The organism is Vibrio fluminensis (assembly GCF_015278125.1).
Classification (GTDB): domain Bacteria; phylum Pseudomonadota; class Gammaproteobacteria; order Enterobacterales; family Vibrionaceae; genus Vibrio; species Vibrio fluminensis.
In genome coordinates this window covers 1-20,613 of record NZ_JADILO010000008.1, presented here as the reverse complement: position 1 = coordinate 20,613, position 20,613 = coordinate 1, and the positions used below count along the sequence as shown (strand labels likewise).

Below are 20,613 nucleotides of genomic sequence, written 5' to 3'. Positions count from 1 at the left end.
GTTTTGCCTAGAGAGCGAACTCACGATACTAATGCTCATTTAAAAGCCTAGAAACTGACCGAGAGATTATCCATGACCATCGAAAACCTCAGCCAAGCAAAAGTATTTGGTGGCTGGCATAAGCAGTACTCACACCAAGCAACTAGTCTAAATTGCGCAATGCGCTTTGCGATTTTCTTGCCACCGAATGCAACACCAAGCAACCCGGTTCCTGCCGTTTACTGGTTGTCAGGTTTAACCTGTACCGATGAAAACTTTATGCAGAAAGCTGGCGCATTTCGCGCAGCCGCTGAACTGGGTATAGCTATCATCGCGCCAGATACAAGCCCACGCGGTGACGACGTCGCCGATGATGAAAACTACGATTTAGGCAAGGGCGCTGGTTTTTACCTTAATGCGACACAAGCGCCGTGGTCAAAACACTACCATATGTACGACTACATCGTAGATGAGCTGCCTAAACTGATTGAAGCCAACTTCCCTGTCTCAAGCGTGAAAAGTATTTTTGGTCACAGCATGGGCGGTCATGGGGCACTCACGATTGGTCTAAAAAATAGCGCCAACTATCGCTCTATTTCAGCATTTAGCCCGATCACTAACCCAATGCAATGTCCTTGGGGGCAAAAAGCATTCACCGCTTACTTAGGTAAATCGGTAGAAAGCTGGAAAGAATATGACGCCACTGAGCTACTAAAACTTGGGCGAGCAAAGTTACCGATGTTAGTAGACCAAGGCGATGCAGACAGCTTTCTTCACGAGCAACTAAAACCAGAATCACTTATCCATGCAGCGAATATGCATGACAGTGAGCTGAATTTGAGAATGCAAGCAGGCTACGACCATAGCTATTACTTCATCTCGACCTTTATTGAGGAGCATTTGCGCTTCCACGCTAAATACTTATTCGCTTAATCGCTACAACACTCAATAAAGCACTTTCAAATTTCTTAAGAGCAAGCCCTTTTCACTGCCGAAAAGGGCTTTTTGTCTTAATCACCCCATCGTAAATGCCATGGCATTTACCCGCATAGCTTTGCGCATCCCCTTGGCTGCGCTACACTAGCAGCAACTTTCGTTTGCTTGTTAGAACAACTCAACATGTCTAAATTAAAAATCGTTTTCTTATCTCTTGTGGTGATCGCTGCTGCGGTAGCTGCATGGGTATTTATCCCAACGCATACCAGTTTAGGTCCACAGATCGCTTCAATCCCTATTGGCAATGATCTAACGTTAGTCGGTCATAAAATTGCGTCGACTGAAAAGAAACTCAATAAACTTAACCAATACTTCTTGATTGCTAATGGCGCTGAAATTGGCGATCAAGAGCCTGTGCTAACTACTTCAGATCAATTCCTACGCGTCGAGTCTGTCAAAGACAACACGTTCACACTCAGCGTTAAAGGTCGCATTGAACAATATCGTAATGATATTTGGGTAGAAAAATCAGATGGTACAGTTCACCACTGGCTGATTAGCTTAGATTCAAGCTACGTGCGCTAAACGTCCCTCGCCAAGTAAAAACACCACCTTGCTTAGACAAGGTGGTATTCCTCACCTAAACAGGTAAAATCTCGGCTCTCATTACGCTGATAGAAGTTTTACCATGCACCAACCAGAGCAATTGTTTACTCGTTTTAACGCCGATATTGAAGGTATTGAATTACCAAACGCGTTTACTTTCCCATTTTACTATCAGCCTCACCCGCTTTGTGTCCTTGCCGCCCAAGAACTACAACAGCACCTTGTTGAGCAATCAAATTGGCAGCACAACTTTGGCAGTGAAAACGATCCAACCGGCACTGGGAAAATGTTTGGTGTACTTTTGGTACGCTCTCCACAAGGCGAACTCGGTTATTTAAGTGCATTTTCTGGCAAAGTCGCCGAGGAAAACCTGCTTCCACATTTCGTCCCACCTGTTTTTGACATGTTGGCGGAAGAGTGCTTTTTCCGCACAGAATTAGCCGAAATTACCGAACTAAACAGCCAAGTAAAACAGCTTTCCGCGAACCCGAAATTAGCCGAGTTAAATGCATCATTGACTCAGCATAAAAACGACTATCAGCAACAAGAGCAGCAGCAACGCCAAGCCATGATTGATGGACGCGCTGCTCGCAAAAATCAGCGTCAGCAAGCTGAAGAAACATTGCATGGTGAAGAACTAAAAACCATTCTCGATGCTCTCGCCAAGCAAAGTGTGGCTGAGAAAAACGTACTGAAATATCTCAAACTAGAGTGGGAAGCCAAGATTTCACTACTGCAAAGCGAGCTCGAGCAACTAAACAGTGAAATTAATCACGCCAAACAGCAACGTAAACATCTGTCTAACGCGCTACAGAATAAGTTGTTTGAGCAGTACCGTTTTCTAAACGCCAATGGTGAACAAAAATCCCTAAAAGCCATTTTTGCCGAGACGACAAACCCAACACCTCCAGCTGGTGCTGGTGAGTGTGCGGCGCCTAAACTGCTTCACTACGCGTATAAACATGGCTTTACGCCGTTGGCAATGGCTGAGTTTTGGTGGGGCGTATCACCAAAATCTGAAGTTAGGCAGCATAAAAAATTCTACCCGTCTTGCCACGGCAAATGTAACCCGATCCTTGGTCACATGTTGCAAGGATTAGACGTCGATCCAAACCCACTGGAAGATAACTGGGGTAAAGACAAAGAGCTAGAAATCATTTACCAAGATGAAGCGATTGTTGTGGTCAACAAGCCTTCTGGTCTGCTTTCAGTGCCAGGCAAAACAATCAAGGATTCAGCCTATACTCGCGTCCAAGCCCTGTTCCCTGATGTAGAAGGACCTTTTGTTCTGCATCGGTTAGATATGGCAACTTCTGGCTTATTGGTTTTCGCCCTCACCCGCCGTGCCAACAAAAGCTTGCAAAAACAATTCATAACTCGAGGCGTTGAGAAACGCTACCTGGCAATGGTTGAAGGCGTAGTTGAGCAAACCAGTGGCGAAATAAACTTGCCTATGCGTGGCGACCCAGATGACCGTCCGCGTCAGCTAGTTTGCTTTGAACACGGTAAACCTGCCACGACTTATTGGGAATTAGTCGAAGTGAAAGATGGACGCAGTAAGCTGATCATGTACCCTAAAACCGGACGCACCCACCAGCTGCGCGTACATTGTGCTCATCATCAAGGTCTCAATATGGCGATGGTTGGTGACGGTTTATACGGTGAAAAAGACTCACGCTTGCATCTGCATGCTGAACAATTGTCCTTCGATCATCCCTACAACCATCAGCGCGTGATCTTTACTGCAAACTGTGAATTTTAGCTTGTAGGATTAATCTTACATGCACACGCTAAGTCACTCTAACTCATTGAGTAAAGAGTGATTTGGCGCTTTTCATTCTGATTCATATTCAGCAAGCTTAAACTTATAATGTGCGTGCTCAGGAGGAAAGTGCATGAGTCACGCCGCATTAGAACAAATAAAAGCGATCATCTCACAACTGCCACTTACACAAGGCGTTGAGGGTGTAGAGCAAACAAAAAACAAAATTAATCAAGTTTGCCAAGATCACCATTATCAATTACCTAAGCTATTCAAACTATTACTTGAAGGTGTAAAAGGTAATCGCAATGATAACCGTCAATATTCAATCATCGTCTTTGAAGAAGCACTGACGCTTTGTCGTGAAGAAGACATCGTACAGCGACTACAGATAAAAACGTTACTCGGGTCGATTTACGCCGACTATGAAGATTTTCATAAAGCTTACGAGCTCTATCGTGAAGTTCTCGAGAATGCTCACTATCTCGATGCCAATTACTTATCGCTGGCCTACACCAACATTAGCGATTTTTACCTCTGCTTAGAACAATATGAGCAGGCCTATCAAATTGCCTCATACGGTGCTCAATATGGGGAAAAAATTGGCCATCATTCCAATCAGGCGATCTGCCTACTTAACATGGGATATGCCTTAGGGAATCAAGAAGGTCATTTCAAGCAAGCCATTTTACACTGCAAACAAGCACAAGAATTAGGCGCTGCAAACGGAGCAACTCGCAGTGAAGCGATCGCGCATGGTTACATTGCTCAAATTATGGCTCGCCATTACACCCATTACAATGCCGAAGAGATTCACTATCATTTTGCTCAAGCTGACGAGTTATTCAAAGATATCTATGATGTACACAACCAAACTGAGTGCCGTGTACATCAAATCGCCTACATGACAAAAACCGGTGATCATCAATCAGCTTTACCACTTGCTTTCGATTTATACGACTCTATTCGAGCCGAAGAGAATTATGGCTTTTTCGCCTTACTGTGCGAAAGCCTCTGCAGTTTATTAAAAACGGTTGGTGATATAGAACGTTTGAACGAAATTCAGTCGCAGTATATACAGGCTTCATGCAAACAAATCGACAAATTACAGCGCAAAGAGTTTGATAGCTTACGCAACCAAATCGAAAAGGCAACTCAAGACCACGAACGTTTAGTCTTGGATAAGATGCAACAACACATTGGTACAGTGACAGAGGTGGGACAGTCCATTGCGACATCAGAAGATATCGCCAATACGCTCCCAATGATATACGAGAAGATCGGCTCAATTTTCCCAACGCAAGAGTTCGGTATCGCGCTCTACCATGAGAAAGATGATACGCTTGAATATTGTTATTTTTACGACAACAACGGCCCTGTAGATAACTTTATCGTTAATTGTGCAACGCAGTATTCCGTCGGAAGTTATGTTGTAAAACAACGCCGTACAGTCCATCTAAATCGAATCAATGACGAAGCTCTTAGCGTCTTTGTGCCAATACAAGAACGCGACCACAAGGAGTGTGCTCATTTTAGAAATGACTCGCCTGTTCAGTCAATCATTCTGACGCCAATTATGATGCAAAATAAAGTACTCGGCGTCCTTTCTATTCAACACTCTTTAGCCGACCAATACTTACAGTACCACTGCAACCTATTTGAACAACTGGCAAGCTTCATTGCCGTGGCACTGGAAAACCATATGCAGCGAAACAGACTGGAGATTGCCTACCAAAAGCTAGAAACGCTATCGAAGACCGATCCATTAACCGGTCTATATAACCGTTACCAACTGGATGACATCGCACCGAAGTTAATCGATAAAGCAATAGAGTCAAATACCTATTTAGCAGCAGCGGTCATCGATGTCGATTACTACAAAGGGTATAACGACTATCATGGTCATCACCAAGGTGATATCGCCCTTGAGCGTATCGCAGGCGAAATGCAAAAAGTGTTCGACCGAGGTACCGACTATTTGTTCCGCTACGGTGGTGATGAGTTCCTGTTGTTGAGCATTGACTCTTCTGAAGAGGAATTGCATCAACGTTTACTCAACTTACAACAGGCAATCCGCGGTTTAGCGCTGACAAACCCCCTCTCGATTTGCAGTGAGTTACTTACCCTATCTATTGGGGCTGCGAGTTTGACTAAACTAGAACACGCTAACCATGGCTTTGAAACTTTATTTAATCTGGCGGATCAAGAGCTGTATAAAGTGAAGAAGGCGGGACGCAATGCAGTCAGTACTGCGGTGCATCAATTGGGACGAGAAGCTTTGCTCGAGTGCTAATTAATCCTCAGTCCCCACAAAACTCGTTGTATTGGGGGGACTGATGCGTCACTAAGCAGGGTTATTTTTGTTCAATTGGGCGAATCACTCGACATGGGTTGCCGACAGCCACCACATTATCCGGAATATTTTTGGTAACGACGCTCCCGGCACCAATCACGCTATTGTTGCCAATTGTCACTCCTGGGCAAACAATCACCCCACCACCAAGCCAAACATTGTCGCCAATGGTGATCGGTAGACCAAATTCAATGCCGTCTTCAACACGCCCTTTAACATCCAACGGATGACCGGCCGTGTAAAGTTGCACATTCGGTGCCAGCAGCACGTTATCACCAATAGTCACTTCGGCTACATCTAACACCACACAATTAAAATTGGCATAAAAGTTCTTTCCGATCTTAATGTTACTGCCATAGTCACAACGAAATGGTGGCTCTAAAAAGGCTTCACAACCATTGGGGATTAATTCATTGATAGCATCACGCCAACCTTGAGTATCGGGAATACTGTTATTCAGCTTTTGCAACGTCTTACGACAAGCAATCCGCGCACTATAAAGCTCTTCATCCCAAGCATTGTAAGGCTCTCCAGCCAACATTTTTTGTTTTTCTGTCTTCATATTCATTGTCTTGGTAGGGTTACACGTTTTTTCGCATATATAAGCGAGTCGGCATTCATTCTATCGTTAATCACAACAAAGCATATCAACAAATTATTCACCTATTCTCGCTGAGCAATGATTGAATTCAATTGATCCATAACTCAAACACTTCGCCCTCAACTTCATGAATGTTTGGGACTTTCTATTTTTATTATTGATAACCTTATAATTAAGGTGGATTTTTTCTCTAAGCAGGACAACACTTATAGCAGCAAAGAGAGGTGATTATGAAAGAGTTCAAGAACATTCTTTTCGTTAGCCAAGGGCTACCTGAGAACCGAGACTCAATCGAGCAAGCTCTTACGCTATCAAAGCGCAACAATGCCTCATTAATGGGCTTGATCGTTTCACCTGCTTTACCACAAAACATGGCTAACTACCGGGATGCGTATCAGCAATCCCTACGCGATACTCTAGATAAAGAAATTACGCAGGTTCAACAAACCATTGAAGACAACTCTGACTTACCATTAGCGGTCGAAATTGCTTGCGGCGATAAACCGGCTTTAAAAATCATTCAGTGCGTGCGAAGCCACCATAGAGATTTACTGATTAAACAAGCGGAGCCTATCAATGACGGGGCTGAAGGGTTTAAAGCGTTAGATATGAAGTTACTGCGCAAATGCCCATGCCCGATATGGCTTCACCGCACAAGTGTAAAACCACATAGCCACAAACGAGTCGCGGTTGCGATTGACCCCATCGTGCACAGTAAAGAAGATAAACAGCTCGTGCTAAAACTACTTACTGTAGCCCGAGCTATCGCCGATACCTGTGATAGTCGTTTGCATATCATTTCATGCTGGCAATATGAACTTGAAAGTTATCTAAGACACCACTCTTGGATTCAAATCGATGACGAACACCTTAACGCTGAAATAGATACATTACGGGATAACCATCGCCAGCAACTCGATCACCTGATTGACGAATCAGGTATCTCTGAGGAATTTACAGTTCATCATATTAATGGGCGCGCCGATGATGAAATACCACAATGTGTGGCGATTCTTGAAATCGATATTCTCGTGATGGGCACCATTGCTCGCTCAGGTATCAAAGGTTTAGTCATGGGTAATACGGCTGAGAATATCCTTCAATCGCTCACCTGCTCTCTCGTCGCATTAAAACCTCAGGGGTTCGTATCACCCATCACATAAACGCTAGAGCCATTGTCTATAAACAGAATTAACCAAAACCTCATCATCGCTATTCCCCTCGCATGATGAGGTTTTTTTCTTAAAAGAAACAGGTGGTGACCAAGCGGTTTGATGTCCACCCACAACGCCATAGTTGTGCTGTTTTCTAAATTAAATTCGCTTCCTCGGAGTGAAAACCGTAAAATGCGCGCCTATTTTTGTTGAGTAAGAAGATTAACAGTGACACGCGATCAATTTGAGTTGTTAGCTCCAGGCGGAGACTTAGAATCAATCAAATCGGCAATTGCTGCAGGTGCGGATGCCATCTACTGTGGCTTAGATCGTTTTAATGCCCGTAACCGTGCTGCCAACCTAACGCTTGATAACTTAAATGGTGTGTTAGAACTTGCTCATCAGCACAACTGCAAAATATTCCTCACACTCAATGTATTGATCTTAGAGAGTGAGATTCCCGCGATAGTTCGTTTGCTTAGCCAATTGAATACCACAACCATTGATGGGGTGATCGTTCAAGATTTAGGTCTAGCATATATCCTTAAGCACCACTTTCCACAACTGGACGTGCACGCTTCGACTCAGCTCAACACTCACAATGAAGGGCAGATTCAATTCTTAAACCAACTCACGGCAAGTCGAGTGAATTTGTCACGTGAATTGAATATCAATGAGATCAAGCACCTCGCGCAATTTGGCAAGCAACACAATGTGCAGATGGAAGTGTTCGTTCATGGCTCATACTGCATCGGCTTTTCCGGTATTTGCTACATCAGCTCTGCGCGTAATGGTGCATCAGGTAACCGCGGTCGCTGTAGTCAACCTTGCCGCGAGCAATACGAAACGACCAAAACCGGGAACAGTTACCCGCTCAATATGAAAGATAATTCTGCTTTTGGTGATTTAGAAGCCTTAGCGGAAGCGGGCGTATACTCACTAAAAGTGGAAGGGCGGATCAAAAAATCACACTATGTCTACACCGTGGTCGATAACTGGCGTAAACAAATCGATCGTCTAGTTGGTGGTAAAGAGCTCTCTCAGGACACCACGGAACTCTACACTGTCTTCAACCGTGATTTTTCTAATGCCTTTTTACAAGGCGAATATGGCAAGTCGATGTATATCGATAACCCGCGTGACCACGCCGTAAAGCATTTCTCAACCATCTATCAATGCCAAAGTGTTGATGATGTTCAGCAAGTAAAAAAGAAGCTTTATGATGACAAAACCGCCATCATTGAAAACGTCGCGAAAAAGACTCAAGACTTTGATATCAGTGGTTTTGCAAACAAAAGCAGTCTAAAAGGCGCGATTGATGTACCAAGCCTGCCATCTATTCCCACGCCTCCGAATCGTGAAGGCGCAGCGCAACTTGCCGTGCTGATTTCTTCCAACGAAGATTGCCAACTTGCTCAGCAAGACAATATTGATGTCTATTACCAAATGCCAATGGGCCTTGCAGATGAGTGGCAAAACCTCATCGCTTTGTTTGACGCTAACCCACGCCTAAAACCATGGTTTCCCGCAATTCTAATTGGTGATGATTATCTGGCCGCACAGCAATTTTTAGCGCAAGTAGAACCACAGCTACTTATCACTAATAATGCTGGCGTTGGTATGCTTGCCAAGCAACTTGGGCTAAATTGGGTTGCAGGTCCGCAAATGAATACCACCAACTCATACGCACTAAAATGTTTACATGAAGAGTTTAACGCTAGTGGGGCCTTTATTTCTAATGAGCTAAATATGAAGCAGATGCGTCATATCAAACGCCCTCAAGACATGCGCAGCTTCTATAGCATTTATCATCCAAACACGCTGCTAACCAGCCGTCAGTGTCTGTTCCAACAAACAGAAGGCTGCAAAAAGATTAAGGTGAATAAAGGCTGCTTGAAGCGTTGTAACAAACGCACATCGATTATTAACCTAAAAGACAATCCATATGTGATTCAAAAACAGCGTGGTAGCCACAATGCGATTTACAGTGAACACAATGTGATGAACCTTGATGTACTGCACGATCTCCCGCACCTGTTCACCGACATCATGATTGATTTACGCGATATCCAAACCGAGACGCAAGTGAACGCAGACAAAATTCAGATCATTAAGCAATTCTTGGCGCTGCTTGCTTCAACCAGCGATGAACATATCGAACAATTAAAACAGGCTATTCAACCAACTACCAATGCACAGTATCGCAAAGGGTTGTAACGCTACCATTCCTTTTAAGGGGTTATCCTTTAACTCCCTTTTTCGCATAGTCGAATTAAACCTACCAAGGTCACAATTTCCGCAATTAGGCGTATCACCTTTTTGCGGAACTCTCTATCTTAATAACGGGGCGATTGGCCTCATATTATTAAGGAAGTTGTATGTTAGTTTGGTCACTTACTGGTTTAATTATCTTTTTAGCTATTCAATTTTTCTCGCCATCTCAAGCTTTCACTACCAAACGCATGTTATGCGCTTTCATGTCCTGCGTTCTCGGTCCACTTATGCTTATTGCCGCCGTCGGCTCTCAAGTCAACGCTAATTGCTGGGTAAAACGCTCCGCATCTGCATAGCCAATCTCATACCCAATGATCAGCCGGTCTTTGAGGTCTTATGGCGGGTCATTGAGTGTTGAAAGCTAAGGTTAGGCAACAACTGATTTCTCTATTCGCACACGATTAGCAATTTCGATTAAGATACTGCGCAGCCACATATTGGCAGGATCATTGGTTAGGTTCTTATGCCAAATCAGGTAGTTTTGAACTTTGTTGTATTCAAAAGGCGGCCTAAAAACCTTGAGGTTCAACTTATCTTTGAAATGCATTGCCATCGACAAAGGCACTGTCGCGATGCAATCCATCTGACTGGTAATCATCAAATTACTAAACAAAGAGCGGCTATGAAACGCAATTTTACGTTTAGACAAATCAATTTGAGTGAACTGCTCTAAGCTGTAAAGATCATTCCGTTTACGCTCTAGCACCGCGTGTTCTTCACTTAAGAATTGCTCTAATGACAAAGTCTCTTGCGTCAATCTCGGGTGACCTTGTCGACAAATCACAACAAACTCTGTTTCCAGCAATAACTGGCTTGCAATACTTGGTTTAGAAGGCGGCACAATATCTATCATGACGTCATATTGCTGTTGAATTAGCATGTCGTAAAGGTGGCTATCATCATCCGGCTGATCGTACACCTCCAAGCTATTACCACCAGCTAGACCGGAAAACTTATCAAGTAAGAACCACTGCAAATGCTCTGGTGCAGTGGTGATAAATCGTCGTGAACTTTGCTTAGGGTCAAATCGGGAGAAGGATTGGAATACGCTAATCAATTGATGCACCGAGCCTTGCACTTGATTGTATAAATCAAGCGCATAACTGGTCGGCACCACACCTCGACCTTTACGAATGAACAACTCTTGTCCTACTTCCTGCTTTAAGCGTCCCAACATGGTGCTGATCGTGGACTGGTTCGTATCCAAAGATTTAGCCGCTTTACTTAAACTGCCATGTTCAATCACAGCAACTAGCGCCACCAGTAAATTCAAGTTCGCGATATCGTTGTTCATCTCACTTTACCAACCCATCGTAATTTCGATAATTATAAATCGTATTAGCCTGTCGATAGATTAACCACTGTCGATTAACCTAGCTAGTAACCACAGCACATAATGAAAAATTGGTGACTAGAATGGCAAAAAAATTTAGAGCACTTTTACTACCTTTGGCGATCAGTAGCGCATTTATTACCCCGCAACTATCTGCATCAACACCGACACTCGAAGCAACGTCCACTAACGGACAAAACTTGCAAACCAGTTCAGCTCCTCATTATAAAAATATCGTTTTAGATCAACGTTATGACGATGGAGTTTTGGTCGAACACTCTTCCAATCTATTTTGGGGGCCTGGCGAACGCATCAAGGTACACACCACGTTTGACCGCACACTTGCATACACAGCAGAATCTGATCACGTGCATGACTCCTTGACTAAGCATAGCCGCAAAATGGATCAAGCAATTATTCAGGTAGATGATAACGTTTATTTGGGATACGGTTTTGGGCTAGACACTCCAGTAATGATAGAGGGCGATGACGGCGTTATCATCGTCGATCCCGGTGAGTCGGTACAAATGGCAGAAAGCGTTAAACAAGAGTTTCGCAAAATTACCAGCAAACCGGTAAAAGCTATCATTTACTCACACAATCATATCGACCATATTTCCGGTGTGCGCGCATGGGTAGACGATGAGCAAATCGCAACTGATGAAGTAATGATCATCGCTCAAGAAGGCTTAACTCAGGCAGTGGCTAACTGGTCTTCAAACCTTGGTCCATTGTTAGGTCAACGAACCTCTTATACTGGCGCAAAGCATGTTGAAGAAGGTGAGCACGGAACGGTAAATGACGGATTAGGTCCACGCTTCATGCAAGGGGATATCTCATTTATCGAGCCTAATGTGACACTAAAAGATCGCTTGGATATCACAATTGCTGGCGTTGAGATGGAGATTGTGAATGTTCCATCTGAAACCAAAGATGAGGTAGTGGTTTACCTACCTAAGCAAAAAATCCTTCATGCGGCGGAAGTGCTTCAAGGCGAGAACTTCCCTAACTTACACACCATTCGTGGCACTAAGTTCCGTGATCCTACGATGTGGTTTAAAGGCATCGATGTAATGCGTCAGTTCGACACAGAAGTGATGATCAACTCGCACGGTCGTCCTGTTGAAGGCAAAGCCGCCGTAGATAACGTGCTGACTGCTTATCGTGATGCGATTCAATACACCCATGATCAAACTATCCGCCATATGAACAAAGGGCTGACGCCAGATGAGTTAGTGGAAGTTGTTAAACTACCTACTCACCTTGCCTCACATCCATGGCTAGGCGAGCACTATGGCACCGTTGCTCACGCAGTGCGTCAGATTTATGTTGGCTATGTCGGTTTTTATGAAGCGGATCCTTGGCAATTAGAGCCGATGGCTTATCAACAACGTGCTCGCGCATTTGTCGAACTCATGGGTGGTCGAGACAACATTATCAACACAGCGAAGGCGGCGATCGAATCAGAAAACTACACCTTTGCTGCTGAAATATTGTCCTACCCAATTACCGTCAATCAAGACGATATGGAAGCGCGTCAGCTAAAAGCTTCAGCGTATAAAAAATGGGCAGCCGACCAAGTCAATATTAACTGGCGAAATTGGGCATTGAATGCAGCCGCAGAACTGGAAAACAAGCAAGATTTCTCTAACTTGATCAGTTTTGCTTCTGTTGATGTGATGACAGCTCTACCAAGCAAGCAGATTTTCGACATGATGACCGCTACTCTCATCGCGGAAAATACATTAGATACGGAAATGGCGTTGACTTACAACTTCGCTGATACCAATGAAACGTTCACGCTAGAGATTCGTCATGGCATCGTCCAACTGCATGATACGCCTTACCCAAACAGTGACATCGAGATCGACACGACTCGTGCGGTATTGAACGATATTTTGCTTGCCGGTGCGAATGGGCAACAAGTTCTGGCGGAGAAAATACAGTCAGGGGAACTCAACTTTGCCAAGGGTGATATACCAAACTTCGGGCAGTTTATGAGCTACTTTGATAAACCAACGTCACCGCAAGATCTAAAACTTATCTTACGTTAATTCAACGTCACGGAGGAGGGAGCCTCAGGTTTCTTCCTCTTTTAGGAGTCAGCTATGCTCAAGTATGCCCTCACTCTCTTCCTTTTACTGCCAAGTTTAGCGTTGGGCTGTGGGCTTCACCAATCATTTGGCTTACACATCACCAGTAAGCCCGGCTCCCTAGACGTCTTTACTGAGATCATCGCGGCCCGCAAAGCCGGCGACTTAACCAACACCGCCAAACCTGACCAATTTAAACTATTTTCTATAAAGAAAGCCTTTAGCCAAGCAGCCATCACCGCGCCAAACTTCACTATTTTTGAAGCGATAAAAGGCCACTATAGCCAAGTCACAACAAGTAACTCATATCAAATCACGGGACGCAATACATTACCTAATGATGAGGATTTAGTGTTAGTTACAGAACTGGATGTATTAGATGCACTTGCTACAGGTGGGCTAAGTTGGCAAATCGCCAAAGAGTCAAAATTGGTTCGCATCAATGGTTCGCCAGATCAAGTAGTTCAATTAGATGCTTGGATGACAAGCTTATTCTACTAACTCTTTCAACATAATTAAGCGATTAAAAACTCACTCTATGACTTACAAAATTAAGCTTTTAACACTCTCTTCCATTATGTTTGCCACACACAGTTTTGCTGGCGGCTATATGTTTCCTGAACTGGGTATGATGAGCATCAGCACAGCTGGCGCAGGAGCACAAGCCGTTGCTGAAGGCGCAGAAACCTCGTTTGCCAACCCTGCCGCCATGACAGAGTTCGACAGCACCCAAATCGCATTCAACCTTCAACGCATGGTTTCAGACATTGAATACACCGACTTCGGCTCTACTGGTGCATTTTCCCAAGGCGAGAACACCACTCAAGCAGGGACAGCAATGCCAGTTGCCTCTTTTTATATGGTCACTCCGCTCAATGATAAATGGTCGGCTGGTTTGGCCTTTGCCTCAACTGGTGGCTCACTTATCGACTACGGGGACAACTTCAAAGGTGTGCTTTTACTTAAAGATGCGCAGTTGTTAACCGCACAACTTAACCCTAGCGTGGCTTATAAGGTCAACCAAGATCTATCTATCGGTGTTGGGCTAGTGGCAGAGTATGGCATGCTAGAGCAAAACCTCGCAGGCAGCAGTCAATCAGGCTTGCCTAACGTTCAAGCTGACGGAGACAGTTTTGAGCTCGGTTACACACTAAGCGCCCTTTATCAGCTGACCGAAGGTCATCGCATTGGCTTTGCGTATCGTTCTGAAATTAGCCATGACATGGAGGGTAATATTTCCGTACGCAGTAATAAGATCAATTCTTCGGTCAATATTGTTATGCCAGCAACTGCTTTTGTTAGCGGTTATCATACGATGAATGAAAAAACAGCCCTACTTTGGAGCTTAGGCTGGACCGACTTTAGTGAGATTGAAAATACCGCTATTTCTCTTACCGATCGTCAAGGCGGGATAAACATTGCTCGTGATTGGCAAGATACTTTCTCCGCAAGCCTTGGTATGCATTACCAAGTTACCTCAGATTGGCGTTTAGAGAGTGGACTATACTACGAAACATCACCTCAAGATGATCCTCAGTTTCAATACCCAGATGTGCCAACTGGTGAGATATGGAAACTGGGTATGGGCGCCAGCTACAACTTATCATCACAGTGGCGAATGCAGCTTTACTATGAATACTATTATGGTGGCACTCCGGAAATTGAATACTCAACCGACAATCTCGGCACATTACATGGTGAGTATGACGCAGATATTCATTTCTTTGGCGTACTAATGAACTATTCGTTCTAACTTGCTAACTTAAAATAAAGTCTGCAAGACCAGTCGAAATTCGAGCCATAAAGACAGATACAGCATCAAACAGATAGTTTACAATTGAGGTTAGTATCAATTAGGCAAAGTAATCATGACGCAAGCACCAACCAAAATTACCTTTTTTGAATTTTTAACCCCGCTTATCACCTCTGGAATGAAAACCATCACCATTCGTGATGAAGCTGAAAGCCATTATGTCCCAGGTACGCAAGTGGAAGTGTTTACCTTGGAAGCCGATAAGAAAGTTTGTGAAATTAAAATTTTATCCGTGGAGCCTTTGCAGTTTGATGAAATCAATGAATTTCACGCGCAGCAAGAAGCTTTGCCACTCGATGAATTAAAACGTTTAATTGCGGAAATTTATCCAAACTTGAATGAGTTGTATGTCATTAGCTATGAGCTAATATAACTAAACAAAAAAGAGGCTCTTGCCTCTTTTTTTACCTCTATACCCAAGTACCTTGAGGTTACTTGGGTATATCAGATCGTCACCACTTACTTTGGCTCTTACGCCTAAGCGCCACATACAATACCAACAGTAGTAAGGGCAAGTAAGCAACTAACACATTCAGTAATTGATCAACTACCTTCAATGAATCAACAAGCTGATTATTGATATAACGTTGCTCAACAAACAAGATAATTACAGGAAGGGCGATATATAAGATGCCTACGCAAATTCCGAATATCGCGTACTGGGCGGCTTTAGTAATGCCATTGAATACATCAAGAACCATGCTAAAGAGTAACGCAAAAATTAAACTCAGTAACAAAGCTTGAGCCATGGTTAACGCCCAAGAACTGATACCACTATCCCATTTGAAAACGAGTGACAAACCATCAAGCACCAGCAACACGGTTCGTTCTGATACGGTGCTGTACCAATGACTCGAGAAAACAAAATCATAACCGCTAATGGTGACTAACCCTAAAATCAAGGCACCAATACCACACAGAAATTTATACATGCTTTCCTCTAGAGTTTACTTGCCGAACCAAACAGCGCCCAAATGTCATCTTCTCCTATATACGCAAGCAGATGAATAACATAATAAAGATGGCCTTCCCAAGTACTCTGACGAAAAACTTAACCAACACCTCAGTTTTTCCTAATAATTCATACTAACTTGTCGGATAAGCTACGGAAATTTAATAGAAAAGTTCATAAGCCATATCGCTATCCCATACTCAAGTAACCTCAAGGTGCTTGGTTCAGCGAGAATGACTTGGCTTACGCGTAAAGCAATGCTTTAAAGATCTAGTGGCTCTAAAGCAAAAAACCATTAACAATACCGTTCTCTAACTCGATGCTACTCAAAAAGGCTTGGGACTCTGTCGCGCAATAGTCAAAAGGCTAAACGAGTCAGAGTCTTGATTGACTTTCTATTGGAAAAAATCTCGCAGGAATCACAATGACCCAACCTACTCTTTATATATTCTCCGGGCTTCCAGGCAGCGGTAAAACCACCCTCGCTCAAGAGTTAGCCAAACACACAGGTGCACTGTTTCTGCGTATTGATACTGTCGAGCAAGGACTGCGGGATCTCTGCAACTTTAAAGTAGAAGGTGAAGGATATCGCCTAAGTTATCGCATTATTAGTGATAATCTTAAGCTGGGTATCAGCGCCATTGCCGATAGCTGCAATCCGATTCCCCTAACGCGTAAAGAATGGCAGCAGGTTGCCCTCGATGCCAATGCTCGCTACATTAATATCGAAATCTTCTGCAGCGATCAACTTGAGCATAAAAAGCGTGTTGAGGAGCGTATCTCTACTATCCCCTCACTGAAACAACCTTCTTGGCAACAAGTGGTTGAGCGAGAATATCCCCCATGGTCAACACAGGTGATTCGTATCGACACTGCGGGTAAATCGATTCAAGACTGCGCAAACGAATTGTTTGCACAGATCGCTCAGTTACCCCGTTAAAGCTTTTGCCACTCATTGATTGCTGAATGACCTAACTCAAGCCCTAACTGATACGCGCTTTGTAACGAACTTGCATCGCGGCTTAGGCGCTTGAGTTTGAAACTTTCCGGCGGACACACCTGCATGATTTGCACGCCTGGCGGAGGATTCTCGATAAGCGCTAACGTTTGATTGTAGCGCTCACTGCGAGTAAGCATGGGTTCAATCAACTCTGGCGTATCGCGCAACAAACGTTTAAGCAAAGGCTTAAATTTCTCACCACCCTTACGATAACTGGCAGGACGACTGCGTAACACCATAATTTTGCGCGCCCCACGTGCAATAGCTTCTGCGACGGGAATCGCATCGGCAACACCACCATCCACATAACGATGCTCACCTAACTCAACACCATGCCGATACATAATGGGTAATGCACTCGACGCTTTCATGGTTTCGGCCAGACTGTCGACATCTGGCGTATGGTACTCGGCGTATCCTGAATCTTGACGTGCTACGACCAAGAAGAATGGCCTCGGATCTTCGCGCAATACGCGTTTATCAATACCGAGCTCTTCGAGGGTAATTCGCCACATCCAATCCAAATCCATTAAATCGCCACCACCGAGATACTGACGTAAGTTAATGAACTCTTTACGACGGCTATAATCGAGGTAAATCTTAAGGTTTCGACCCGGCATTTTTGCCAAATAGGCAGCAAGGTTGCTGGCGCCAGCTGATACGCCCCAAAAACTATCAAAAGGAGAAAATTCTTGCGCTAAAAAGTGGTCTAGTACGCCACAAGAAAACACACCGCGCATTGCGCCACCTTCAACAATTAATGCTGACTCACCCACTTGCATTATCGTATCCATACACCCTTCAATTCTTATTCCTGATCGACTCCACATTACCAGAAACGCTATGCTGTTAAACAGGAAAAATTGTCCAATCCGAAATAGGTGGTAGTGACCTAAGCCTGCAAGGCTGTTAAGGTTTGTCTCTTACTTGGATTTTTTGCGGCAATGGAATGTTCGAACAAGTCATAGGAATACTGTTTCCGGTTTTTGCGTTAGTGCTCGTTGGTTATTCGGTTGGGCGTTGGATTCGTCCCGACTTTAAAGCCATCAACCGCATTAACATGGACACCTTTACTCCTGCACTGGTCTTTTCATCGCTGGTCGCCATGCCGCTCGATACTGAGCAGATCCCGCTGCTTAGTGCAGCGTTAATTGCCGTATTAGTACCTGGGTTGGTGATGGTGCCAATCTGTAAATTAATGAAACTTGAATTTCGTGCCTGGGCTCCGCCGCATATGTTCCGCAATAGTGGCAATCTTGCGATTCCACTGTTTACTTACACGTTCGGTGAATCTGCACTCGCGGCCGCGGTATTATTATTTGTTGTCTCTGCCTGTACCCATATTAGCCTTGGTTTAGCTGTGTTAAGCAATGGTAACCCATTCAAGCAAGTGATTCGTATGCCGGTGTTCCTTGCCGCCGCCGCCGCACTAGCGATTAACCTTGGCGGATTCTCAATTTGGATACCACTTTATGAAGCGACCGCTTTGTTAGGGCAAGCGGCTGTGCCAGTGATGCTGCTCTCTCTTGGTGCACAAATGTGTAATATGCGCCTATCAGGGCTCAAAGTGGGATTATTGTGTACAGCGCAGTCTTTGTTTACCGGTGCAGTGGCGTTTGCTTTAATTTACTACTTTATTCCGCTACCAACCATGCAATTACAGATGATGGTGCTGTTCGCTATGCTGCCACCAGCGGTAATGAATTATTTGTTTGCGGAGCGATTTGATATTCAGCCAGAGCAAGTGGCATCAATGGTACTCTACGGCAACTTCTTTAGTATACTAACGTTGCCATTACTGCTCTCATTTGCCTTGTCGCTTTAGAAGTTGTCTTCTGGTTCAGTCAGCAGTGACTCTCCAGTGTGCTCAGCCGCGCGAGTATCTTCTGGGTTACGCAAATTACAGCTGTCGAGAGACAAACAGCCACAGCCAATGCAGCCATTAAGATCTCGCTGTAGCGCTTTAAGTTGCAAAATCCGATGCTCAAGATCAGCGTGCCATTGCGTCGCCATCGCTTCCCACTGAGCTTTGGTTGGCGCTTTATGCTTGGGTAAAACGGCAAATGCTTGAGCGATTTCTTCTAAGCTCATCCCAACTTGTTGTGCTGCTTTGATCACCGCGACACGACGAATCACACTGCGGTCATAACGGCGCTGATTCCCTTGATTGCGCCAACTGCTAATCAAACCTTTCTGTTCGTAGAAGTGCAAGGCCGAAACCTTAACACCAGCCCGTTCTGCAACTTGCCCTACCGACATCTCCATACCATCCTCCCAGCAACAAATTATTTTTATTAAAGCACTTTACCTCAACCTAACTTGAGGTTTTAGGATGAGGGCATGACTTAATTACTGCTCACAAGGATGTTCGAGTATGTTCAAAATTTTTCCATACCAATACGCTCCCTATCTCAGTGCCCGTTTTTTCGATGGGATTTCTTCTGGTCTATTTATGATGGCGCTGCCATGGCTAATTTTACAAAACGAAAACATGGGTAGCTTTGTCGCGCTTATTGCACTCACCAGTACCGCGACTTCGTTTTCATTAACTCCTTTTATATCCACGCTTATTGATCGACACTCACGCAAACAGATCTTGCTTGTTGTACAAATAATACAAGCCTCGACCGCACTACTGGTCGCGCTGTTATTTGCAGTGGGCGTTGGGTCAATTTGGTTACTAGCGGCAGCAAAGTTTATCTTTTGGATTTCCTCTAACCTTGCATGGTTAACCAATAATGCCTTCACCCAAGAACATTTCGAACCGCACGAGTACCCGAAAATATCTGGTTACCAAGAAATCATTATGCAGGTAACGACCTTAGGAGCAGGCGCTTTAGGTGTCATTCTGCTAGAAATATGGAGTGTTAGCCAATTCGCGCTCTTTGCAGGCTTTGCATCGACGCTTTCAGCACTCTGCTACCTCTACACCCCCTATCGACGCCAGTTAAGAAAACCACGTAAAAACGAACCTTTTACTAAGCAAGTCAAAGAGATAAGATCTATATTTAGCAGCAATATAATACTCTTCGCCATGCTCATGCTCTCGAGTCTAAGCTATCCGCTACTGACTCTATTGGGAAATTTAATTCCCATAGTATTCAGCGAAAGAGGTATCGATGGACAATGGTATGCTGGCTATAACATGGCCTTTGGTTTGGGATCATTGCTAACCGGTATTGCGCTTACCAAATTACTTAAGTTGGCGAGTTACCTAAATATCATTCGTATTTCTTTGCTGCTGGTGAGTTTAGCCTTATTGGGAATTAGTTTATTTAACCAACCGATATGGATATTAGTGTTTACCTTAGTATTTGGCTTTTTTAATGCGCTCAATCGCATTGCAAGAACAAACTGGATGCATCGTAGAATTCTAATCGAACAACGTGGTCGAGTAGATGGGGGGATTGCTATGTTTACCACTGTGGCGCAAAGTTTATTCTACATGATGGTTGCGATCCTGAGTCACTACCAAACTACGGAAATGGGCTTTTACATCGCTGCGACAGTAGGATTAAGCGCTACGATTGGGGTCACCATATTGCAAAAGCATTATCAAAAAGGCGTTAAGAATGTCACTCCAATTGCCCACAGTAGTTAAAAAAAAGCCAACCAATAAAGGTTGGCTCAGACTGCTGACAAAGGTCTAGCTTTCGAGCTAGACCTTTGATCTAATAGGGGTATCGAAATATGGATACTCCGATATGCTTCAAGAACCGACTCCGCAACAATACGAACTGGAAATGGTAACGATGGA

The 20,613-nt window shown here is 44.2% G+C and carries 18 protein-coding genes; 13 read left to right on the top strand and 5 right to left on the bottom strand.

Going from position 1 to position 20,613, the window contains the following annotated elements; translation table 11 throughout:
* The first annotated feature begins 72 nt into the window (after positions 1-72).
* From fghA to IRQ95_RS07650, 4 genes are all read left to right on the top strand, one after another.
* The gene (gene fghA / locus IRQ95_RS07665; RefSeq protein ID WP_194436385.1) at positions 73-912 is read left to right on the top strand and encodes an S-formylglutathione hydrolase; all 840 of its coding nucleotides are present in this window, start codon (positions 73-75) and stop codon (positions 910-912) included.
* A gap of 186 nt (positions 913-1,098) precedes the next feature.
* The gene (locus IRQ95_RS07660; RefSeq protein WP_194436384.1) at positions 1,099-1,500 is read left to right on the top strand and encodes a hypothetical protein; all 402 of its coding nucleotides are present in this window, start codon (positions 1,099-1,101) and stop codon (positions 1,498-1,500) included.
* A gap of 103 nt (positions 1,501-1,603) precedes the next feature.
* Positions 1,604-3,283 carry an RluA family pseudouridine synthase gene (locus tag IRQ95_RS07655; RefSeq protein WP_194436383.1) on the top strand — a complete coding sequence of 560 codons (1,680 nt, stop codon included), beginning with the start codon at positions 1,604-1,606 and terminating at the stop codon, positions 3,281-3,283.
* Positions 3,284-3,416: 133 nt separating this feature from the next.
* Positions 3,417-5,576 (top strand): sensor domain-containing diguanylate cyclase, encoded by a 2,160-nt coding sequence (locus IRQ95_RS07650; RefSeq protein WP_194436382.1) that lies wholly within the window; start codon positions 3,417-3,419, stop codon positions 5,574-5,576.
* A gap of 61 nt (positions 5,577-5,637) precedes the next feature.
* Here IRQ95_RS07650 and IRQ95_RS07645 read toward each other — a convergent pair whose 3' ends face one another.
* Positions 5,638-6,198, bottom strand: coding sequence for a sugar O-acetyltransferase (locus tag IRQ95_RS07645; RefSeq protein ID WP_194436381.1), 561 nt, complete (start codon positions 6,196-6,198; stop codon positions 5,638-5,640).
* A 269-nt stretch (positions 6,199-6,467) separates the two neighbouring features.
* On the opposite strand from IRQ95_RS07645, the gene IRQ95_RS07640 reads away from it, so the two are divergent.
* Both IRQ95_RS07640 and IRQ95_RS07635 read left to right on the top strand, forming a co-directional pair.
* On the top strand, positions 6,468-7,400 hold the full coding sequence (locus tag IRQ95_RS07640) for a universal stress protein (protein ID WP_194436380.1): 933 nt from the start codon (positions 6,468-6,470) through the stop codon (positions 7,398-7,400).
* 219 nt (positions 7,401-7,619) lie between these two features.
* Entirely contained in the window at positions 7,620-9,608 is a 1,989-nt protein-coding gene (locus IRQ95_RS07635) for a U32 family peptidase (protein ID WP_194436379.1), read from the top strand.
* Between the two features lie 424 nt (positions 9,609-10,032).
* Here the strand turns inward: IRQ95_RS07635 and IRQ95_RS07630 are convergent, their stop codons facing one another.
* The gene (locus tag IRQ95_RS07630) at positions 10,033-10,959 is read right to left on the bottom strand and encodes a LysR family transcriptional regulator (protein ID WP_194436378.1); all 927 of its coding nucleotides are present in this window, start codon (positions 10,957-10,959) and stop codon (positions 10,033-10,035) included.
* Between the two features lie 122 nt (positions 10,960-11,081).
* On the opposite strand from IRQ95_RS07630, the gene IRQ95_RS07625 reads away from it, so the two are divergent.
* From IRQ95_RS07625 to yqfB, 4 genes are all read left to right on the top strand, one after another.
* Complete coding sequence (locus tag IRQ95_RS07625) at positions 11,082-13,052, top strand: alkyl sulfatase dimerization domain-containing protein (protein ID WP_194436377.1); 1,971 nt, start codon at positions 11,082-11,084, stop codon at positions 13,050-13,052.
* Between the two features lie 54 nt (positions 13,053-13,106).
* A complete protein-coding gene (locus IRQ95_RS07620; RefSeq protein ID WP_194436376.1) occupies positions 13,107-13,592 on the top strand; it encodes a hypothetical protein in 486 nt (161 codons plus the stop codon).
* Positions 13,593-13,629: 37 nt separating this feature from the next.
* Entirely contained in the window at positions 13,630-14,844 is a 1,215-nt protein-coding gene (locus IRQ95_RS07615) for an OmpP1/FadL family transporter (RefSeq protein WP_194436375.1), read from the top strand.
* 115 nt (positions 14,845-14,959) lie between these two features.
* The gene (gene yqfB / locus IRQ95_RS07610; protein ID WP_194436374.1) at positions 14,960-15,277 is read left to right on the top strand and encodes a N(4)-acetylcytidine aminohydrolase; all 318 of its coding nucleotides are present in this window, start codon (positions 14,960-14,962) and stop codon (positions 15,275-15,277) included.
* A gap of 79 nt (positions 15,278-15,356) precedes the next feature.
* Here the strand turns inward: yqfB and IRQ95_RS07605 are convergent, their stop codons facing one another.
* A complete protein-coding gene (locus IRQ95_RS07605; RefSeq protein WP_194436373.1) occupies positions 15,357-15,836 on the bottom strand; it encodes a hypothetical protein in 480 nt (159 codons plus the stop codon).
* Between the two features lie 444 nt (positions 15,837-16,280).
* Here IRQ95_RS07605 and IRQ95_RS07600 point away from each other — a divergent pair, with 444 nt between their 5' ends.
* Complete coding sequence (locus IRQ95_RS07600) at positions 16,281-16,796, top strand: P-loop nucleotide/nucleoside kinase family protein (RefSeq protein WP_194436372.1); 516 nt, start codon at positions 16,281-16,283, stop codon at positions 16,794-16,796.
* On the opposite strand, the gene IRQ95_RS07595 is transcribed toward IRQ95_RS07600, so the two are convergent.
* Positions 16,793-17,650: a patatin-like phospholipase family protein gene (locus tag IRQ95_RS07595; RefSeq protein WP_228481334.1), complete on the bottom strand. Its 858-nt coding sequence runs from the start codon at positions 17,648-17,650 to the stop codon at positions 16,793-16,795. The genes IRQ95_RS07600 and IRQ95_RS07595 overlap by 4 nt on opposite strands.
* A 155-nt stretch (positions 17,651-17,805) precedes the next feature.
* Between IRQ95_RS07595 and IRQ95_RS07590 the strand changes: the two genes are divergently transcribed.
* On the top strand, positions 17,806-18,681 hold the full coding sequence (locus IRQ95_RS07590) for an AEC family transporter (protein ID WP_194436371.1): 876 nt from the start codon (positions 17,806-17,808) through the stop codon (positions 18,679-18,681).
* Here IRQ95_RS07590 and soxR read toward each other — a convergent pair.
* A complete protein-coding gene (gene soxR, locus IRQ95_RS07585) occupies positions 18,678-19,121 on the bottom strand; it encodes a redox-sensitive transcriptional activator SoxR (protein WP_194436370.1) in 444 nt (147 codons plus the stop codon). The two genes, IRQ95_RS07590 and soxR, sit on opposite strands and share 4 nt — an antisense overlap.
* 109 nt (positions 19,122-19,230) lie before the next feature.
* Here soxR and IRQ95_RS07580 point away from each other — a divergent pair, with 109 nt between their 5' ends.
* A complete protein-coding gene (locus IRQ95_RS07580) occupies positions 19,231-20,457 on the top strand; it encodes an MFS transporter (protein ID WP_194436369.1) in 1,227 nt (408 codons plus the stop codon).
* Positions 20,458-20,613: the final 156 nt, after the last annotated feature.